Here is a 14,125-nt window from a genome sequence, read left to right on the forward strand (position 1 = left end):
CTTTTTCCTCCACACACTAATCATTTGAAAAATAAATCTTACGCCCATTCAACGGCTGAAGGGGCCGATTATTAAAGGCCAACATACCTTCCTTGATCTTATTTAAAAAGGCTTGATCCATTTTTTGAATGGTATCAAATACAAACCATTTCACTGGACCCTTAGTTGGCGGTGTTGTTAACGAGCCTACATAATGGTAGTATAGACGCTCCTCTGGTAAAAAGATTGACGGATTAAACCATTGTTGGTGCGTGCCGTTTTCCCAGTCCATCGGATGATTCGCTTCTGAAAAACGATTTTCTTCCTCTGTGATGGTAAACAGGCAACCGACAACTAAATTTTCGCCAGCATCATTCATATGAACCAAATGGAATTCTAGCGGATACTGCTTTCCCGATAGCAAATGTTCGCTAGGCATATGAAAATGAATATCGGTTAAATGATACGCAACATTTTCAAACATTACGTAACTTTCCGTATTTGGTGGTACAAAATGAAACGTATTTTTGAATTCCTTTTCAGTGAATTCTTCTTTTTTATAATGAAACGTAATCTGAGAATTTACTGTCTCAGCACTTTCTTTTTCTAAAGCAATTGGCGATTGATAAGCAAACTTAGCACCTTCTGCAAACCAGTCACATAGCGTATGCCAATGTTCCGGTCCATCGTTGCCTGTATAGCTCCATTCAACGTCCATATTTTTTATTTTTTTCATACACTCTTCCTTCATTTCCACATAGTAATCAGGTAAAACTCATGTTAAAACTCTATCCTAACATCTTTTCTACGTCAAACAAAAGAACTTAGATCATTACGCTCCTCGGCAAATGACCTAAGTTCTCCTACCGTTAAATCTGGTTACTGAAAATGACACTAAAAATCAGACGACAAGAACTATCTTTAGTTCAACGTTTATTTGCCCCAGTTTTCAGGATCTTTTTTCCATTCTTGTAATAAGGTAACATCTTTTTCTTCGATATAATTTGCTTCTAATGCAGCATCAATTAAAGTTGAATAATTGGTTAACGTTAGTAACGTCATCTGTTTATCTGCAAAATTTGCCGTTCCTTTGGGTAACTCATAAGTGAAGATTGCCGCAACGCCTAAAACCGTTGCTCCTTCACGTTCCGCCGCTTCTGCCGCTTCTAAAACGCTACCGCCGGTTGAAATTAAATCCTCGATAACTACCATTTTTTGTCCTTCAGAAATTCGGCCTTCAATTTGATTCCCTTTGCCGTGATCTTTGGCTTTACTGCGGATATAAACCATTGGTAATCCTAAAATATCGGCTACCCATGCCGCATGTGGAATCCCTGCGGTAGCTGTCCCAGCAATCACTTCGACTTCTGGGAAAGTTTCTTTAATTTTTGCCGCTAAGCCTTCTGCAATTTCTTTACGCACAGCAGGATAACTCATCGTGATACGGTTATCACAATAAATCGGGCTTTTTATGCCACTAGCCCAGGTAAACGGCTCATTAGGGTTTAAAAATACCGCTTCAATATCTAATAAATCTTTGGCAATCTTTTTTGCTACTTTTGTCATGTTACTTTCCGCTCCAGTCTTTTTTGATTTCTTGATAGGCTTCGTAAGGATTTTCTGCTTGGGTAATAGGTCGGCCAACAACGATATATGTGGACCCGATTTCGCGAGCATGTTGCGGCGTAACGACCCGTTGTTGGTCACCTACTGCACTTCCTGCTGGACGAATACCAGGTGTTAAGCAAATAAACGTTTGCTTGGTTGCTTCTTGAATACCACGTGCTTCTAATGCTGAACAAACCACGCCATCCAGACCCGCTTTTTCCGCACATTTAGCATAATGAATGACACTTGTCTCTAAAGAAACGTTGATTAATTGATCATGGTGCATCTCTTCTTCACTAGTAGAAGTCAACTGGGTTACAGCAATTAACTCAGGAACCTTAGCGCCTGGCTGAGTCCCTTTGATTAGACCTTCCTTAGCTGCTTGCATCATTCGAACGCCCCCTGCTGCATGGACATTGGTAATGGCAACGCCTAATTTTGCTAAATTTGTCATCGCTTTTTCCACAGTATTCGGAATATCATGTAATTTTAAATCCAAGAAAACATCATGTCCTTGTTCTTTAAGCCAGCGAACAATCGCTGGTCCTTCTGCGTAAAAAAGTTCCATTCCCACTTTAACAAACAAGGCTTCTTCCTTAGGAAATTTTTCTAAAAAAACAGCCACTTCTTTTTGCGTGGGAAAATCTAACGCAATAATTGGTCTATCGTGCATTTTGCTGCCCCTCTCTCACTTCTTTAATTAATTGTTCCAACGATTCAATACCTAACTCTTCCATTCGCTTAGGTAATCCGTCAATCAACTTCGGACAAATATATGGATCTGTAAAATTGGCCGTACCAACACCGACAGCGCTAGCACCTGCCATGAACATTTCCAAGACATCATCCACTGTTTGAACACCGCCCATTCCAATAATTGGCAACTGAGAAACACTGGCGACTTGTCGGATTAAGCGAATAGCAACAGGTTTAATGGCTGGTCCAGATAGTCCACCAGTTTGATTGGCTAAAATAGGTTTTCTCGTTTTTAAATCAATGCGCATCCCGAGCAATGTATTAATCATAGAAAAACCGTCTGCGCCCCCTGCTTCAATTGCTTGGGCGATCGGCACAATGTCCGTTACGTTTGGTGATAGTTTAACATAAATCGGAACAGAGGCGACTTTTTTGACTGCTTGTGTTAATTGAAAAGCAACCTCTGGATCTGTACCAAAAGCTATGCCGCCATGTTTCACATTAGGACAGGAAATATTCAATTCAATTGCTTTGACGTTAGGCGCTTGCCCAATTTTTGCGCAAACAGCCACATAGTCCTCTTCGCAAGCACCTGCAACATTTGCGATAATCGGTAAGTTAGGGTATTTTTCTAATTTCGGTAATTTTTCTTGCATCACCACTTCTAAACCTGGATTCTGCAATCCAATGGCATTTAGCATACCACTAGGTGTTTCAGCTACACGTGGCGTGGGATTTCCATATCGTGCTTGGGGCGTTGTTGCCTTAATCATAATTGAACCTAATTGATCAAGGTCATAATAGTTAGCATATTCTTCCCCGAACCCAAAGCAACCACTGGCGGGAATAATTGGATTTTTTAATGTTAAACCTGGAATTGAAACAGCTAAAGGATTTTTCATCATAAGATAACCTCACTTGCTTTAAAAATCGGACCTTCATCACAGACCTTGACACTTTTTGCTCCAGTAGTGTCTCCTTTTTTATGGCAAACGCAGGCATAGCAAGCCCCAATTCCACAGGCCATCCGTTCTTCTAAAGAAAGGTAAACGTGTGGATGTGTTGGAAATAAAGAATCAATTGCTTTTAACATACCATTCGCACCACAAGCATAAACTGCATCAGGGATCCGTCCTTTTGCTAACGCTTCTGACAATAAACGGCCCACGTTGCCATGAGCGCCAAACGAGCCGTCATCTGTGGCAAAATGTGTTTCTCCTAATGCCATAAATTCTTGTTGGTAATAAGCAACCTCTTTTGATGCATAACCAAGAAAATGAATCACTTTCACGCCTTTTTCATTGAGTTGTTTTGATAATTCATACAATGGGGGAATCCCGATTCCTCCGCCAACGATAAAAGCAGTTTGACCAGCTGCTACGGTAGTTATATCAAAGCCGTTTCCTAAAGGACCTAAAATATCTAATTGTTCACCAGCCTTCATGGTGGCAAACACTTCCGTTCCAGCGCCTTCGACTCGATAAATCAAACGACAGGTTTCGTTCGAATGATCAATTTGGTTGATGCTAATCGGTCGCCGCAAAAGTAAATCTGCACGCGGAACCTTGATATGCACAAACTGTCCAGGTCGTGTCATCTCTTTCACTAACTCGCCTTGTAAGTCTAACTGATAAATCCGTGGCGCTAACTGTTTTTGAGCTACAATGGTCATCATTTCTTGCTTTCTCTGCATCAGTATCCTTCACTCCTTTATTCTCTGATTCCCCTATAAATGATTTTCTATTTCTTCGTAAAAGAATCTGGAACAGTCCTCCTCAGACGATTGTTCCAGATTTTTGCTTAAATGGCTTCTGTCGTAAAGGCTCTTGATTCTAAAACTTTTAAAATCGCATTCGCTGTGTCAAGTGAGGTAAACAATGGAATCCCATGTTCGACTGCTTCCCGACGGATTGAAAACCCATCTTGGTTGGCACTGGAACGATTTTTATCCATGGTATTGATTACCACTTGTGCATTCCCATTACGAATGACATCCAGCACGGTTTCCCCTTCAGGATTAGAAATTTTCGTCACTTTCTTAACAGGCAACTGATGCTTCGCTAAAAAGTCAGCGGTTCCTTCCGTTGCGACTAAACTATAGCCAATTGCTGAAAAACGCTTAGCAATTTCTAACGCCTCTTCTTTTGTTTCATCAGCAATGGTGAAAAGTACAGCTCCATAACTTGGCAAATGCAAGCCAGATGCTTCAAAGGCTTTATACAAGGCTTTTTCTAAATAATAATCACTACCCATAACTTCCCCAGTTGATTTCATTTCAGGCCCTAAGTACGTATCTACTTTTTGTAGTTTCGTAAAGGAGAACACAGGGGCTTTCACATGAACTTGTTTACTTTCAGGGTATAATCCATCTTGATATCCTAGGTCAGTCAGTTTCTCACCAAGAATCGCTTTTGTAGCAACTTGGGCCATCGGAATCCCTGTGATTTTACTTAAGAAAGGAACTGTTCGACTCGCACGAGGATTCACTTCAATCACATAAACACGATTTTCATGAATAACAAATTGAATATTCATCATGCCTACACAGTTTAAACCAAGTGCTAGTTTTTTTGTATAATCGGCAATTGTTGCCTGAATTTCTTGAGAAAGATACTGCGGTGGATAAACCGCCATTGAATCGCCAGAATGAACGCCAGCTCGTTCAATATGTTCCATAATCCCTGGAATTAGTACTGTTTCACCATCACAAATGGCATCAACTTCACATTCTTGTCCCAATAAATAGCTATCAACCAAGACAGGATGTTCTGGAGAAGCTTTGACTGCATGTCGCATATAATCTTCCAAATCCTTTTGATTTTCGACAATTTCCATTGCACGACCACCTAAAACATAACTTGGACGCACTAAAACGGGATAGCCGATACGATCAGCAATCACGACTGCTTCTTCTGCACTTGTGGCCGTATCTCCTGGTGGTTGAGGAATCTCTAACTCTTGCAAAGCTTGTTCAAATAAATCACGATTTTCCGCACGATCTAAATCTTCAATCGTTGTTCCAAGAATTTTAACGCCTTGTTTTGTGAGCGGCTCAGCTAAATTAATCGCTGTTTGTCCACCAAATTGGACGATCACGCCAATCGGATTTTCTAAATCAATCACATTCATGACGTCTTCTAAAGTTAATGGCTCAAAGTATAATTTATCAGAAACAGAGAAATCTGTTGAAACTGTTTCAGGATTACTATTCATAATAATTGCTTCATAACCAGCCGCTTGGATCGCTTTGACAGAATGAACCGTTGCATAATCAAACTCGACCCCTTGACCAATGCGAATGGGACCAGAACCTAATACTAGTACAGAAGGCTTTTTCGAAACATTGCTTTCGTTTTCCACTTCATACGTGCTATAAAAATAAGGCGTGTGTGATTCAAACTCTGCAGCACACGTATCCACCATTTTATAGACGGGCACAATTTGATTGGCTCTGCGGAAGTCAGCGATGGCTTGTTCTGTTTGTCCCCAAAGTGCTGCGATTTTCCGATCAGAAAAGCCATTTTGTTTGGCTTCTTTCAAGACAGCTACGTTGTCCACGTGACTTTCAAGGGTCGTTTCAATTTCGATAATGTGTAAAAGTTTATCCAAGAAGAATAAATCAATTTTCGTTAAACTTTGTAATTCTTCGATGCTATATCCTCTGCGAATGGCTTCTGATAAGTAGAACAATCGATCATCTTGCGCATGAACCATTTTCTTCGTTAATTCCAGATCACTGACATGACTTAGTTCTGCTAATTCGTTGTGATAAGCACCAATTTCTAAAGAACGAACTGCTTTTAATAAGGATTCTTCAATATTGCGGCCAATTGCCATGACTTCCCCGGTTGCTTTCATTTGCGTTCCTAGTTCTCGAGCACCTTTTTCAAATTTGTCAAAAGGCCAACGAGGAATTTTGGAAACAACATAGTCCAAAGCCGGTTCAAATTCGGCATAAGTGGTTCCAGTAACTGGATTTTTCATTTCATCTAATGTTAAACCAACAGCAATTTTTGCGGCTAACTTCGCAATTGGATACCCTGTGGCTTTACTAGCAAGTGCAGATGAACGAGAAACACGAGGATTAACTTCAATCACATAATAATTAAAGCTATGTGGATCCAAAGCTAATTGAACATTACAGCCACCTTCAATTTTTAATGCACGAATAATTTTCAAAGACGCATCTCGCAACATTTGGTATTCATAATCTGATAAGGTTTGACTCGGAGCAAAAACAATCGAATCCCCAGTGTGAATGCCGACAGGATCAAAGTTTTCCATGTTACAAACCACAATCGCATTATCAGCCGAGTCACGCATCACTTCATATTCAATTTCTTTAAAACCAGCAATACTTTTTTCAATTAAACATTGTGTAACTGGTGATAATTTCAGACCATTTTCAGCAATTTGGCGGAGTTCTTCTTCCGTATCGCACATGCCGCCGCCTGTTCCACCTAAGGTAAATGCGGGACGAACGATAATTGGATAACCAATTCGTTTGGCAAAAGCCACGGCTTGTTCCACCGTATTGACAATTTCACTTTCTGGAATCGGTTGTTCTAATTCTTCCATCAATTGTTTAAATAAATCACGGTCTTCCGCTTGGTCAATCGCACTGAGCTTTGTTCCTAGCAATTCTACATTTAGCTCATCTAAAATTCCTGATTCCGATAATTCCATCGCCATATTTAATCCAGTTTGACCACCTAATGTTGGTAGAAGAGCATCAGGACGTTCTTTTCGCAAAATTCTTGAAACAAATTCTAAAGTAATCGGTTCGATATAAACATGATCCGCGATTTCCTTATCGGTCATGATAGTCGCTGGATTTGAGTTTACTAAGACAACTTCATACCCTTCTTCTTTTAGCGCTAAACAGGCTTGTGTGCCTGCATAGTCAAATTCTGCTGCTTGTCCAATAATGATTGGTCCTGAACCAATCACCATGATTTTCTTGATGTCCGTTCGTTTTGGCATTAGTTTTGCTCCTTCCATGCATCCATTAATTCCATAAATTCGTCAAATAAATGAAGACCATCGTGCGGTCCTGGAGCCGCATCTGGGTGATATTGCACAGTAAAAGCTGGATAATCTCGATGACGCACGCCTTCAACCGTTCCATCATTGACTTCCACGTGGGTCACAAGTAATTTTTCTGGATCAATTGTTGCTTCATCTACGGCATATCCGTGATTTTGTGAAGTGAAATCAATGCGTCCTGTTGCAATTTCTCGTACAGGATGATTCAAACCGCGATGTCCAAACTTCATCTTATACGTATCCGCACCATTTGCTAATGAAAATAACTGATGACCTAAGCAGATGCCGAAAATTGGAACTTTTCCTTGGATTTCTTGAATCATTTCAATAGCTTCAGGCACATCTTTGGGATCTCCAGGCCCATTTGTCAACATGACACCATCGGGACTTAATTCTAAAATCTCTTCGGCCGTTGTATTATAAGGCAACACGGTTAAGTTGCATTGCCGTTTTGATAATTCTCGCAAAATACTATGTTTCAACCCGAAATCAACGACGACTACATTACGCCCAATACCTGGACTCGGATAAGGTTTAGTGGTGGAGACTTGTGCCACTTGATTTTTCGGCATGACCGTCGCTTTTAGTTGATCAAATGCATGCGGCAAATCATCCACGGCATCAATGATGCTCCCTTTCATTGTTCCAGCTGATCGTAACTTACGAGTCAGCGCACGCGTATCAATTCCTGAAATTCCCGGAATCCCTTTGCGCTTTAAAAATTCATCCAAGGTCATTTGTTGACGCCAATTTGAAGCAACCCGCGCATGCTCTTTAACAATGACACCTTTACAGGTTGGTGCAATGGATTCATAATCATCTCGGTTGACCCCGTAATTTCCAACTAATGGATACGTAAAAGTAATCATTTGTCCATTAAAACTTTGGTCAGTAATTGCTTCTTGGTAACCTGTCATGCCAGTAGTAAAAACAACTTCTCCTACTACATTGCCTTCTGCACCAAACGCTTTTCCTTCAAATACTGTTCCGTCTTCTAAAATCAATAACCTTTTCAAACCTACTGCGCCTCCTCCGACCAAGCTAATGCTCCGTCAACAAATGTCATAAGTGTCTTTCCTTTGACTGTCCACCCTGTAAATGGTGTATTGACAGCCATTGATTCAAATGCTTCTGCATCAATTGGTGCAGCTGTTGCTAAGTCAAAAACTGCAATATCTGCTGGTGCACCAATTGTTAGTGTTCCTGCGTTTAATCCAAAAATTTCTGCCGGTTTCACTGCCATCCAATCAATCACTTGTTCTAATGTGAAAATGCCTGTTTCGACAAAGTTCGTATAAATCAATTGGAAGGCCGTTTCACTACCGACAATGCCAAAAGGTGCGTTTAAAAATGATTGTTGTTTTTCTTCTAAACCATGGGGCGCATGGTCGGTAGCAATACAGTCAATCGTGCCATCTAACAAGCCGTCAATCAATGCTTGTCGATCTGCTAAACCACGTAATGGCGGGTTCATTTTCCAAAACCCTTCGTCACCAGGAATATCCTCATCGACTAAAATTAAATGGTGTGGCGAAACTTCGGCTGTTACGTGAATCCCTGCTTTTTTAGCATCTCGAATAACGCGCACGCTTTCTTCTGTTGAAACATGACAAACATGATAATGAACGCCTGTTTCTTTTGCTAAAGTAATATCCCGAGCAATTTGTGAAGCTTCCGTTGCACTTAAAATCCCTGGTAGGCCTAATTTCTTAGAAACTTCTCCTTCATGCATCACACCACCAAATAATAAAGATTCATCTTCCGTGTGCGCAACAAGCGCCATATTTAATGCAGCCGCTTCTTTCATGGCTAAGTACATCGTTCCTGCCGTTTGGACACCAACACCATCATTCGTAAATGCAAAGGCGCCCGCTTCTTTTAAGGCCTTCTGATTGGTTAAAACTTCACTCCGTAGCTCTTCTGTAATGGGGGCATATTGTAAAACTTTCACGACTGCATCTTTTTGAATTAAGTCGTAAACCTCACTTAATTTTTCAGCCGTATCTGGTACTGGATTCAAATTGGGCATTGCGCAAACCGTAGTAAAACCACCGCGAGCAGCAGCTTTACTGCCCGTTTTAATCGTTTCTTTATACGTAAAGCCTGGTTCTCTAAAGTGAACATGCACATCGACCAAGCCTGGTGTAATTAGTTGCCCTTTCGCATCAAACACTTGCTCAAAATCTGCTTCGTCAAACGATTCACCTATTGCGTGAATCACACCATTTTCTAGCCAAAGTGCTGCCTCAATCAATTGATTCTCTTTTTTGATGATTTTTCCATTCTTAATTAACGTCTTCATTTCTCCACCTAGGCCTTTCCATGTAAAATTGCTTCTAAAATTGCCATGCGCATAAAGACTCCGTTACTCATTTGCGCGACGATTCTTGATTGCAGACTTTCCACTAATTCATCTGCCAGTTCAACATCCCGATTGACTGGCGCTGGATGCATAATAATTGCGTGTTTCTGTAAACGAGTTGCCCGTTCGTTGGTTAAACCATATTCCAAATGATAGCCTTCTTTTGAAAAACTTTCCTTACCATCATGACGTTCGTGCTGCACGCGAAGCAACATCATCACATCGACTTTTTCAACAATTTCATCTAATGGCACATATTGTCCATAGACATCAAACTGATGATCGTACCACTCTTCTGGACCTGAAAAATAAATTTCAGCGCCTAAACGGTTTAATAACTGCATATTTGATTTAGCAACGCGAGAATGTGTAATATCTCCCACAATCGCCACTTTCAAGCCTTCAAATCCACCAAATTCTTCATAAATAGTCATCAGATCCAATAAACATTGTGTAGGGTGTTGTCCACTCCCGTCCCCACCGTTAATAATAGAACATTGAATCGTTTTACTTTGAATCAATTCATCGTAATAATTTTCTTTACCATGACGAATGACTGCTACATCTACACCAATTGCCGACATCGTTAGTACTGTGTCGTATAATGTTTCTCCTTTTTGAACAGAACTTCTACTTGCTTCAAACTCAATCACTTCTAAGCCTAATTTTTTCTCAGCTACCTCAAAACTTTTATGTGTTCGAGTACTATTTTCAAAAAACAAGTTTGTTGCAAAATATTGACGTTCTTCTGGGTGCCATTTTGCCCCCTGTTTAAATTCTCCTGCGCGACGGATTAACCCCATGACTTCACGGTCGGTTAAAGCCTCAGCAGTTAAAAGATGTTTTAAACTAATTCGTTCAGATGTAATAATCATTCGTCCAGTCCTCCTACTGTTCTTCGCTACGTGCGTTTTCCGGTAAAATTAAATTCAAAACAATTCCTAAGACGGTTGCTAATGCCATTGAAGACAATTCAAAGGTTCCTACTTTGAAGACTAAGCCACCAATGCCGATAACTAAAATTACTGAAGCAATCAATAAATTCTTTTTCTTATCAAAATTAATCTTATTATCGATTAAGATTTTCAAACCACTTGCGGCAATCACACCGAACAAGACGAAACTAATTCCTGAAATAACTGGTCCTGGGATACTTAGAATCAAGGCACTTAATTTTCCAACAAAGCCTAAAGCTACAGCGAACACCGCGGCTCCACCAATTACGAAGACACTGTGTACTCTTGTAATTGCCAGCACGCCGATATTTTCACCATAACTTGTAACTGGCGGTCCACCAACAAAACCTGCTACAATTTGCGCTAAGCCATCTCCCATTAAAGTTTTAGATAAGCCTGGGTCTTGGAAAAAGTTGCGCTTGGTTAATTTATTCAAGACCATTAAATGACCAATATGTTCTGTCATTGTTACAAAAGCAATTGGTGCCATTGTTGTAATGGCATTTAAATACAATTTCGGTTCATATTGAACAAAAGGTACTTCAAAATTAGGTAAAGCAAACCACGCAGCTTCTTTAATAGGGGTTAAATCAATAATTCCGAAAGCTAAAGCGACTAGGTACCCACTGACAATTCCCAAAAGAATTGGAATTAATCCTAAGAAGCCTTTGAAAAACATGTTGTAAAAAATGGTTAAGCCTAAAGTAATCAAGGCTACGGCAATATATTTAAAATCATAAACGTTGTTGTTATACATTGCGTTATTTGCGGCATTAGCTGCCAAGCCTAAACCGATAACCATCACGACAGGTCCTACAACGATAGGCGGTAAAATTTTATCCAACCAGTCGGAACCAATTTTTTTAATGATTAATGAAACGATTAGGTATACCAAGCCGGTTGTCATAGCACCTTGGGCAATGGCTGGATAACCATCACTCTTCATTAACATCTGCATCGCTGCAATAAAAGCAAAGCTACTGCCAAGATAAGCGGGGATTTTTCCTTTTGTAGTAATCAGATAGACCATTGTTCCTAATCCTGAACTGACTAACGCAATCCCTGGGTCAATTCCTACTAAGATTGGTACTAAAACCGTTGCACCAAACATCGTAAATAAATGTTGTAAACTTAGGCCAACCCAGTGAAAAGCTTGCGGTCTGTCTTTAATATCTAAGACTGCATCCTCATTTCGAAATTCTTTTTCTGACAACGTTGTTCACTCCTTTTTATTCGTTTCCTTTACTGATCATAATACGATCTGCGCCGTCACGCTCTTCCATTTCCACAATAATTTCCTCAGTTTTTGATGTTGGAATATTTTTTCCTACATAATCGGCACGAATCGGTAGTTCCCGATGCCCACGATCTACTAAGACTGCTAAAGAGATTTTTCTTGGACGACCTAAATCCATAACTGCGTCCATTGCAGCACGAATGGTCCGGCCCGTGTACAAGACATCATCCACTAAAATAACTTCTTTACCTTCAATTGAGACTGGTACGTCAGAAGAATGTAATTCAGGTTCCTCCATATCTTTCACATCATCACGATACAAAGTAATATCTAATTCACCAACTGGCACGTCAATATCTTCTAATTGTTTTAAGCGTTCGGCTAGACGTTGTGCAATGTATATCCCACGCGTTTTAATTCCTACTAAAACAATGTCTTGAATTCCTTTGTTTCTTTCAATAATTTCATACGAGATTCGAGTAAGCGCTCGTTTCATTGTGACTGCGTCAACAACTTCTTTCTTTGGCATAATAAATTCCTCCTCATTTCTTTTTTATCTACGTCCTCGCTGTCTTGGGGTCAGCGATTCTTCCTTCAATTGAGCAGCTGAAAAATAAGTGGGTTTTTATTGAAATTGTCCTGTTATTTTTTCCAACAAAAAATCCTCCTACCCGTATGAGGATAGGAGGATGTTGGTTACAGTTTAAAAAGGTACAAGGGTACTATGTAGCCCACACAACTTACTAACTAAGCGCACCTAGTGTTCTTTTGCATGATTCCTTCTTAGCCTCACGGGACTAAACTTAAAGGTTACAGTTATTTAGTTATTTTTCTTCTTAAAAAAGAGTTTACCTCTTCTTCAGAAAAAAATCAATGATTATTTCTTAATTGGTGTAAAGTTTTTTCAAAAACTTCTGGTAAAGGTGCTTCAAAGACTAATTGTTCACCTGTAGTAGGATGTGTAAAGCCTAATAACTTCGCATGTAAAAATTGTCCATTGCCAGGCAATGTTTTTTTCGGTCCATATAACGGATCTCCAGCTAATGGATAACCGATATATTTCATGTGAACACGGATTTGATGTGTCCGGCCCGTTTCTAGTTGTAATTCAACTAAGGTAAATGCATCAAAACGCTCTAAAACAGTAAAATGCGTGACTGCTTCTTTACCGCCTTCAATGACCGCTTGCATTTTGCGGTCAACCTTGGAACGACCAATAGGCGCATTTATCTCTCCCTTATCGTGAGGAATAACACCGTGGACCAAGGCAACGTATTTACGTAACGATGTTTTTTCTTTTAGCTGTTTCGCTAATGATTCATGGGCTTGATCATTTTTAGCCACCATCAATAGCCCCGAAGTATCTTTATCAATTCGATGAACAATTCCCGGTCGCACCACATCATTAATCGCCGATAAGTGATCCGCATGATGAAGTAACGCGTTCACTAATGTACCCTTGGGATGCCCTGCCGAAGGATGAACAACCATGCCTTGAGGTTTGTTGACGACAATCACATCATTGTCTTCATAAACAATGGTCAAAGGAATATCCTCTGCTACCATATCTAGCACTTCTGGTTCAGGAATCGTTACCACAATTTCATCGCCTGCTGTAACTTTGTAATTTGCGCGGACCGTTTCACCGTTAACTGTTACGTGTTTTTCTTTTAACCATTGTTGAATTTGCGAGCGGGAATGATTGGGTAAATGTTCACTTAATACTTTGTCAATCCGGCCTTTTTCTGTTTGAATCGTTACGTTAATTTGTTCCATTTTTGCCTTCCTTTGCTGCTTTTTCATCTAAAATCAAATAAATAAATATACAAATAACGCCGACCACTAACGTACTATCTGCAACATTAAAAATAGGAAAATTCATAAAATCCGTTTGGAGCATGTCCACCACGTAGCCTAACCGTACACGATCAATAAAATTCCCAATGGCACCTGCTAAGACAAAAGATAAACCTACAGAATACCAGATACTTTTTTTATAATTCTTAATTAATAAATAAATAATCACGACACTAACAATTACTGTGATGACATAAAAGAATATCATCTTTCCTTCTAATAAGCTCCAAGCAGCTCCGGTATTTCTTAAATGGGTCAGCGACAAAAATCCAGGAATGAATTCTTTTGTTTCACCCAAAGAAATGTTTTGGACCGTCAAATATTTGCTCCATTGGTCAAGCCCTACTAATAAGGCACTGATTAAAAAATATACTACTAACAATC

13 protein-coding genes are annotated in these 14,125 nt (G+C 39.9%); all 13 read right to left on the bottom strand.

Going from position 1 to position 14,125, the window contains the following annotated elements; translation table 11 throughout:
- Positions 1 to 16: 16 nt before the first annotated feature.
- The 13 genes from IGJ20_RS07630 to lspA all read right to left on the bottom strand — a co-directional run bounded on the left by IGJ20_RS07630 (position 17) and on the right by lspA (position 14,123).
- On the bottom strand, positions 17 to 730 hold the full coding sequence (locus IGJ20_RS07630) for a carbonic anhydrase (protein WP_002399017.1): 714 nt from the start codon (positions 728 to 730) through the stop codon (positions 17 to 19).
- A 182-nt stretch (positions 731 to 912) separates the two neighbouring features.
- A complete protein-coding gene (pyrE, locus tag IGJ20_RS07635; protein ID WP_002357418.1) occupies positions 913 to 1,545 on the bottom strand; it encodes an orotate phosphoribosyltransferase in 633 nt (210 codons plus the stop codon).
- A 1-nt stretch (position 1,546) separates the two neighbouring features.
- Positions 1,547 to 2,260 (bottom strand): orotidine-5'-phosphate decarboxylase, encoded by a 714-nt coding sequence (gene pyrF, locus IGJ20_RS07640; protein ID WP_002365730.1) that lies wholly within the window; start codon positions 2,258 to 2,260, stop codon positions 1,547 to 1,549.
- A complete protein-coding gene (locus tag IGJ20_RS07645) occupies positions 2,250 to 3,188 on the bottom strand; it encodes a dihydroorotate dehydrogenase (protein ID WP_002369312.1) in 939 nt (312 codons plus the stop codon). The genes pyrF and IGJ20_RS07645 overlap by 11 nt, the downstream gene beginning before the upstream one ends.
- Positions 3,185 to 3,976: a dihydroorotate dehydrogenase electron transfer subunit gene (locus IGJ20_RS07650; protein ID WP_002365731.1), complete on the bottom strand. Its 792-nt coding sequence runs from the start codon at positions 3,974 to 3,976 to the stop codon at positions 3,185 to 3,187. Before IGJ20_RS07650 ends, IGJ20_RS07645 begins: the two co-directional genes overlap by 4 nt.
- A 107-nt stretch (positions 3,977 to 4,083) precedes the next feature.
- Positions 4,084 to 7,266 (bottom strand): carbamoyl-phosphate synthase large subunit, encoded by a 3,183-nt coding sequence (gene carB / locus IGJ20_RS07655; RefSeq protein WP_002361908.1) that lies wholly within the window; start codon positions 7,264 to 7,266, stop codon positions 4,084 to 4,086.
- Positions 7,266 to 8,345, bottom strand: coding sequence for a carbamoyl phosphate synthase small subunit (locus IGJ20_RS07660; protein WP_002364043.1), 1,080 nt, complete (start codon positions 8,343 to 8,345; stop codon positions 7,266 to 7,268). The genes carB and IGJ20_RS07660 overlap by 1 nt, the downstream gene beginning before the upstream one ends.
- 2 nt (positions 8,346 to 8,347) lie before the next feature.
- Positions 8,348 to 9,631 carry a dihydroorotase gene (locus IGJ20_RS07665; RefSeq protein ID WP_002364044.1) on the bottom strand — a complete coding sequence of 428 codons (1,284 nt, stop codon included), beginning with the start codon at positions 9,629 to 9,631 and terminating at the stop codon, positions 8,348 to 8,350.
- Between the two features lie 8 nt (positions 9,632 to 9,639).
- The gene (locus IGJ20_RS07670; RefSeq protein ID WP_002357411.1) at positions 9,640 to 10,566 is read right to left on the bottom strand and encodes an aspartate carbamoyltransferase catalytic subunit; all 927 of its coding nucleotides are present in this window, start codon (positions 10,564 to 10,566) and stop codon (positions 9,640 to 9,642) included.
- A gap of 13 nt (positions 10,567 to 10,579) precedes the next feature.
- On the bottom strand, positions 10,580 to 11,860 hold the full coding sequence (locus tag IGJ20_RS07675; protein WP_002357410.1) for a solute carrier family 23 protein: 1,281 nt from the start codon (positions 11,858 to 11,860) through the stop codon (positions 10,580 to 10,582).
- A gap of 16 nt (positions 11,861 to 11,876) precedes the next feature.
- The gene (gene pyrR / locus IGJ20_RS07680; RefSeq protein WP_002357409.1) at positions 11,877 to 12,413 is read right to left on the bottom strand and encodes a bifunctional pyr operon transcriptional regulator/uracil phosphoribosyltransferase PyrR; all 537 of its coding nucleotides are present in this window, start codon (positions 12,411 to 12,413) and stop codon (positions 11,877 to 11,879) included.
- A gap of 341 nt (positions 12,414 to 12,754) precedes the next feature.
- Positions 12,755 to 13,660, bottom strand: a complete 906-nt coding sequence (locus IGJ20_RS07685; protein WP_002357408.1) for an RluA family pseudouridine synthase — start codon at positions 13,658 to 13,660, stop codon at positions 12,755 to 12,757.
- Positions 13,647 to 14,123, bottom strand: coding sequence for a signal peptidase II (gene lspA, locus IGJ20_RS07690; RefSeq protein ID WP_002360174.1), 477 nt, complete (start codon positions 14,121 to 14,123; stop codon positions 13,647 to 13,649). The genes IGJ20_RS07685 and lspA overlap by 14 nt, the downstream gene beginning before the upstream one ends.
- Positions 14,124 to 14,125: the final 2 nt, after the last annotated feature.

Source organism: Enterococcus sp. DIV0294 (assembly GCF_050558155.1).
GTDB lineage: Bacteria > Bacillota > Bacilli > Lactobacillales > Enterococcaceae > Enterococcus > Enterococcus faecalis.

What these genes read in the sequence shown, in the direction of transcription:
- pyrE (WP_002357418.1), bottom strand. Translation starts at nt 1,545, where the DNA reads ATGACAAAAGTAGCAAAAAAGATTGCCAAAGATTTATTAGATATTGAA.
- pyrF (WP_002365730.1), bottom strand. Translation starts at nt 2,260, where the DNA reads ATGCACGATAGACCAATTATTGCGTTAGATTTTCCCACGCAAAAAGAA.
- IGJ20_RS07670 (WP_002357411.1), bottom strand. Translation starts at nt 10,566, where the DNA reads ATGATTATTACATCTGAACGAATTAGTTTAAAACATCTTTTAACTGCT.
- carB (WP_002361908.1), bottom strand. Translation starts at nt 7,266, where the DNA reads ATGCCAAAACGAACGGACATCAAGAAAATCATGGTGATTGGTTCAGGA.
- IGJ20_RS07645 (WP_002369312.1), bottom strand. Translation starts at nt 3,188, where the DNA reads ATGATGAAAAATCCTTTAGCTGTTTCAATTCCAGGTTTAACATTAAAA.
- IGJ20_RS07650 (WP_002365731.1), bottom strand. Translation starts at nt 3,976, where the DNA reads ATGCAGAGAAAGCAAGAAATGATGACCATTGTAGCTCAAAAACAGTTA.
- pyrR (WP_002357409.1), bottom strand. Translation starts at nt 12,413, where the DNA reads ATGCCAAAGAAAGAAGTTGTTGACGCAGTCACAATGAAACGAGCGCTT.
- IGJ20_RS07665 (WP_002364044.1), bottom strand. Translation starts at nt 9,631, where the DNA reads ATGAAGACGTTAATTAAGAATGGAAAAATCATCAAAAAAGAGAATCAA.
- IGJ20_RS07630 (WP_002399017.1), bottom strand. Translation starts at nt 730, where the DNA reads ATGAAGGAAGAGTGTATGAAAAAAATAAAAAATATGGACGTTGAATGG.
- IGJ20_RS07685 (WP_002357408.1), bottom strand. Translation starts at nt 13,660, where the DNA reads ATGGAACAAATTAACGTAACGATTCAAACAGAAAAAGGCCGGATTGAC.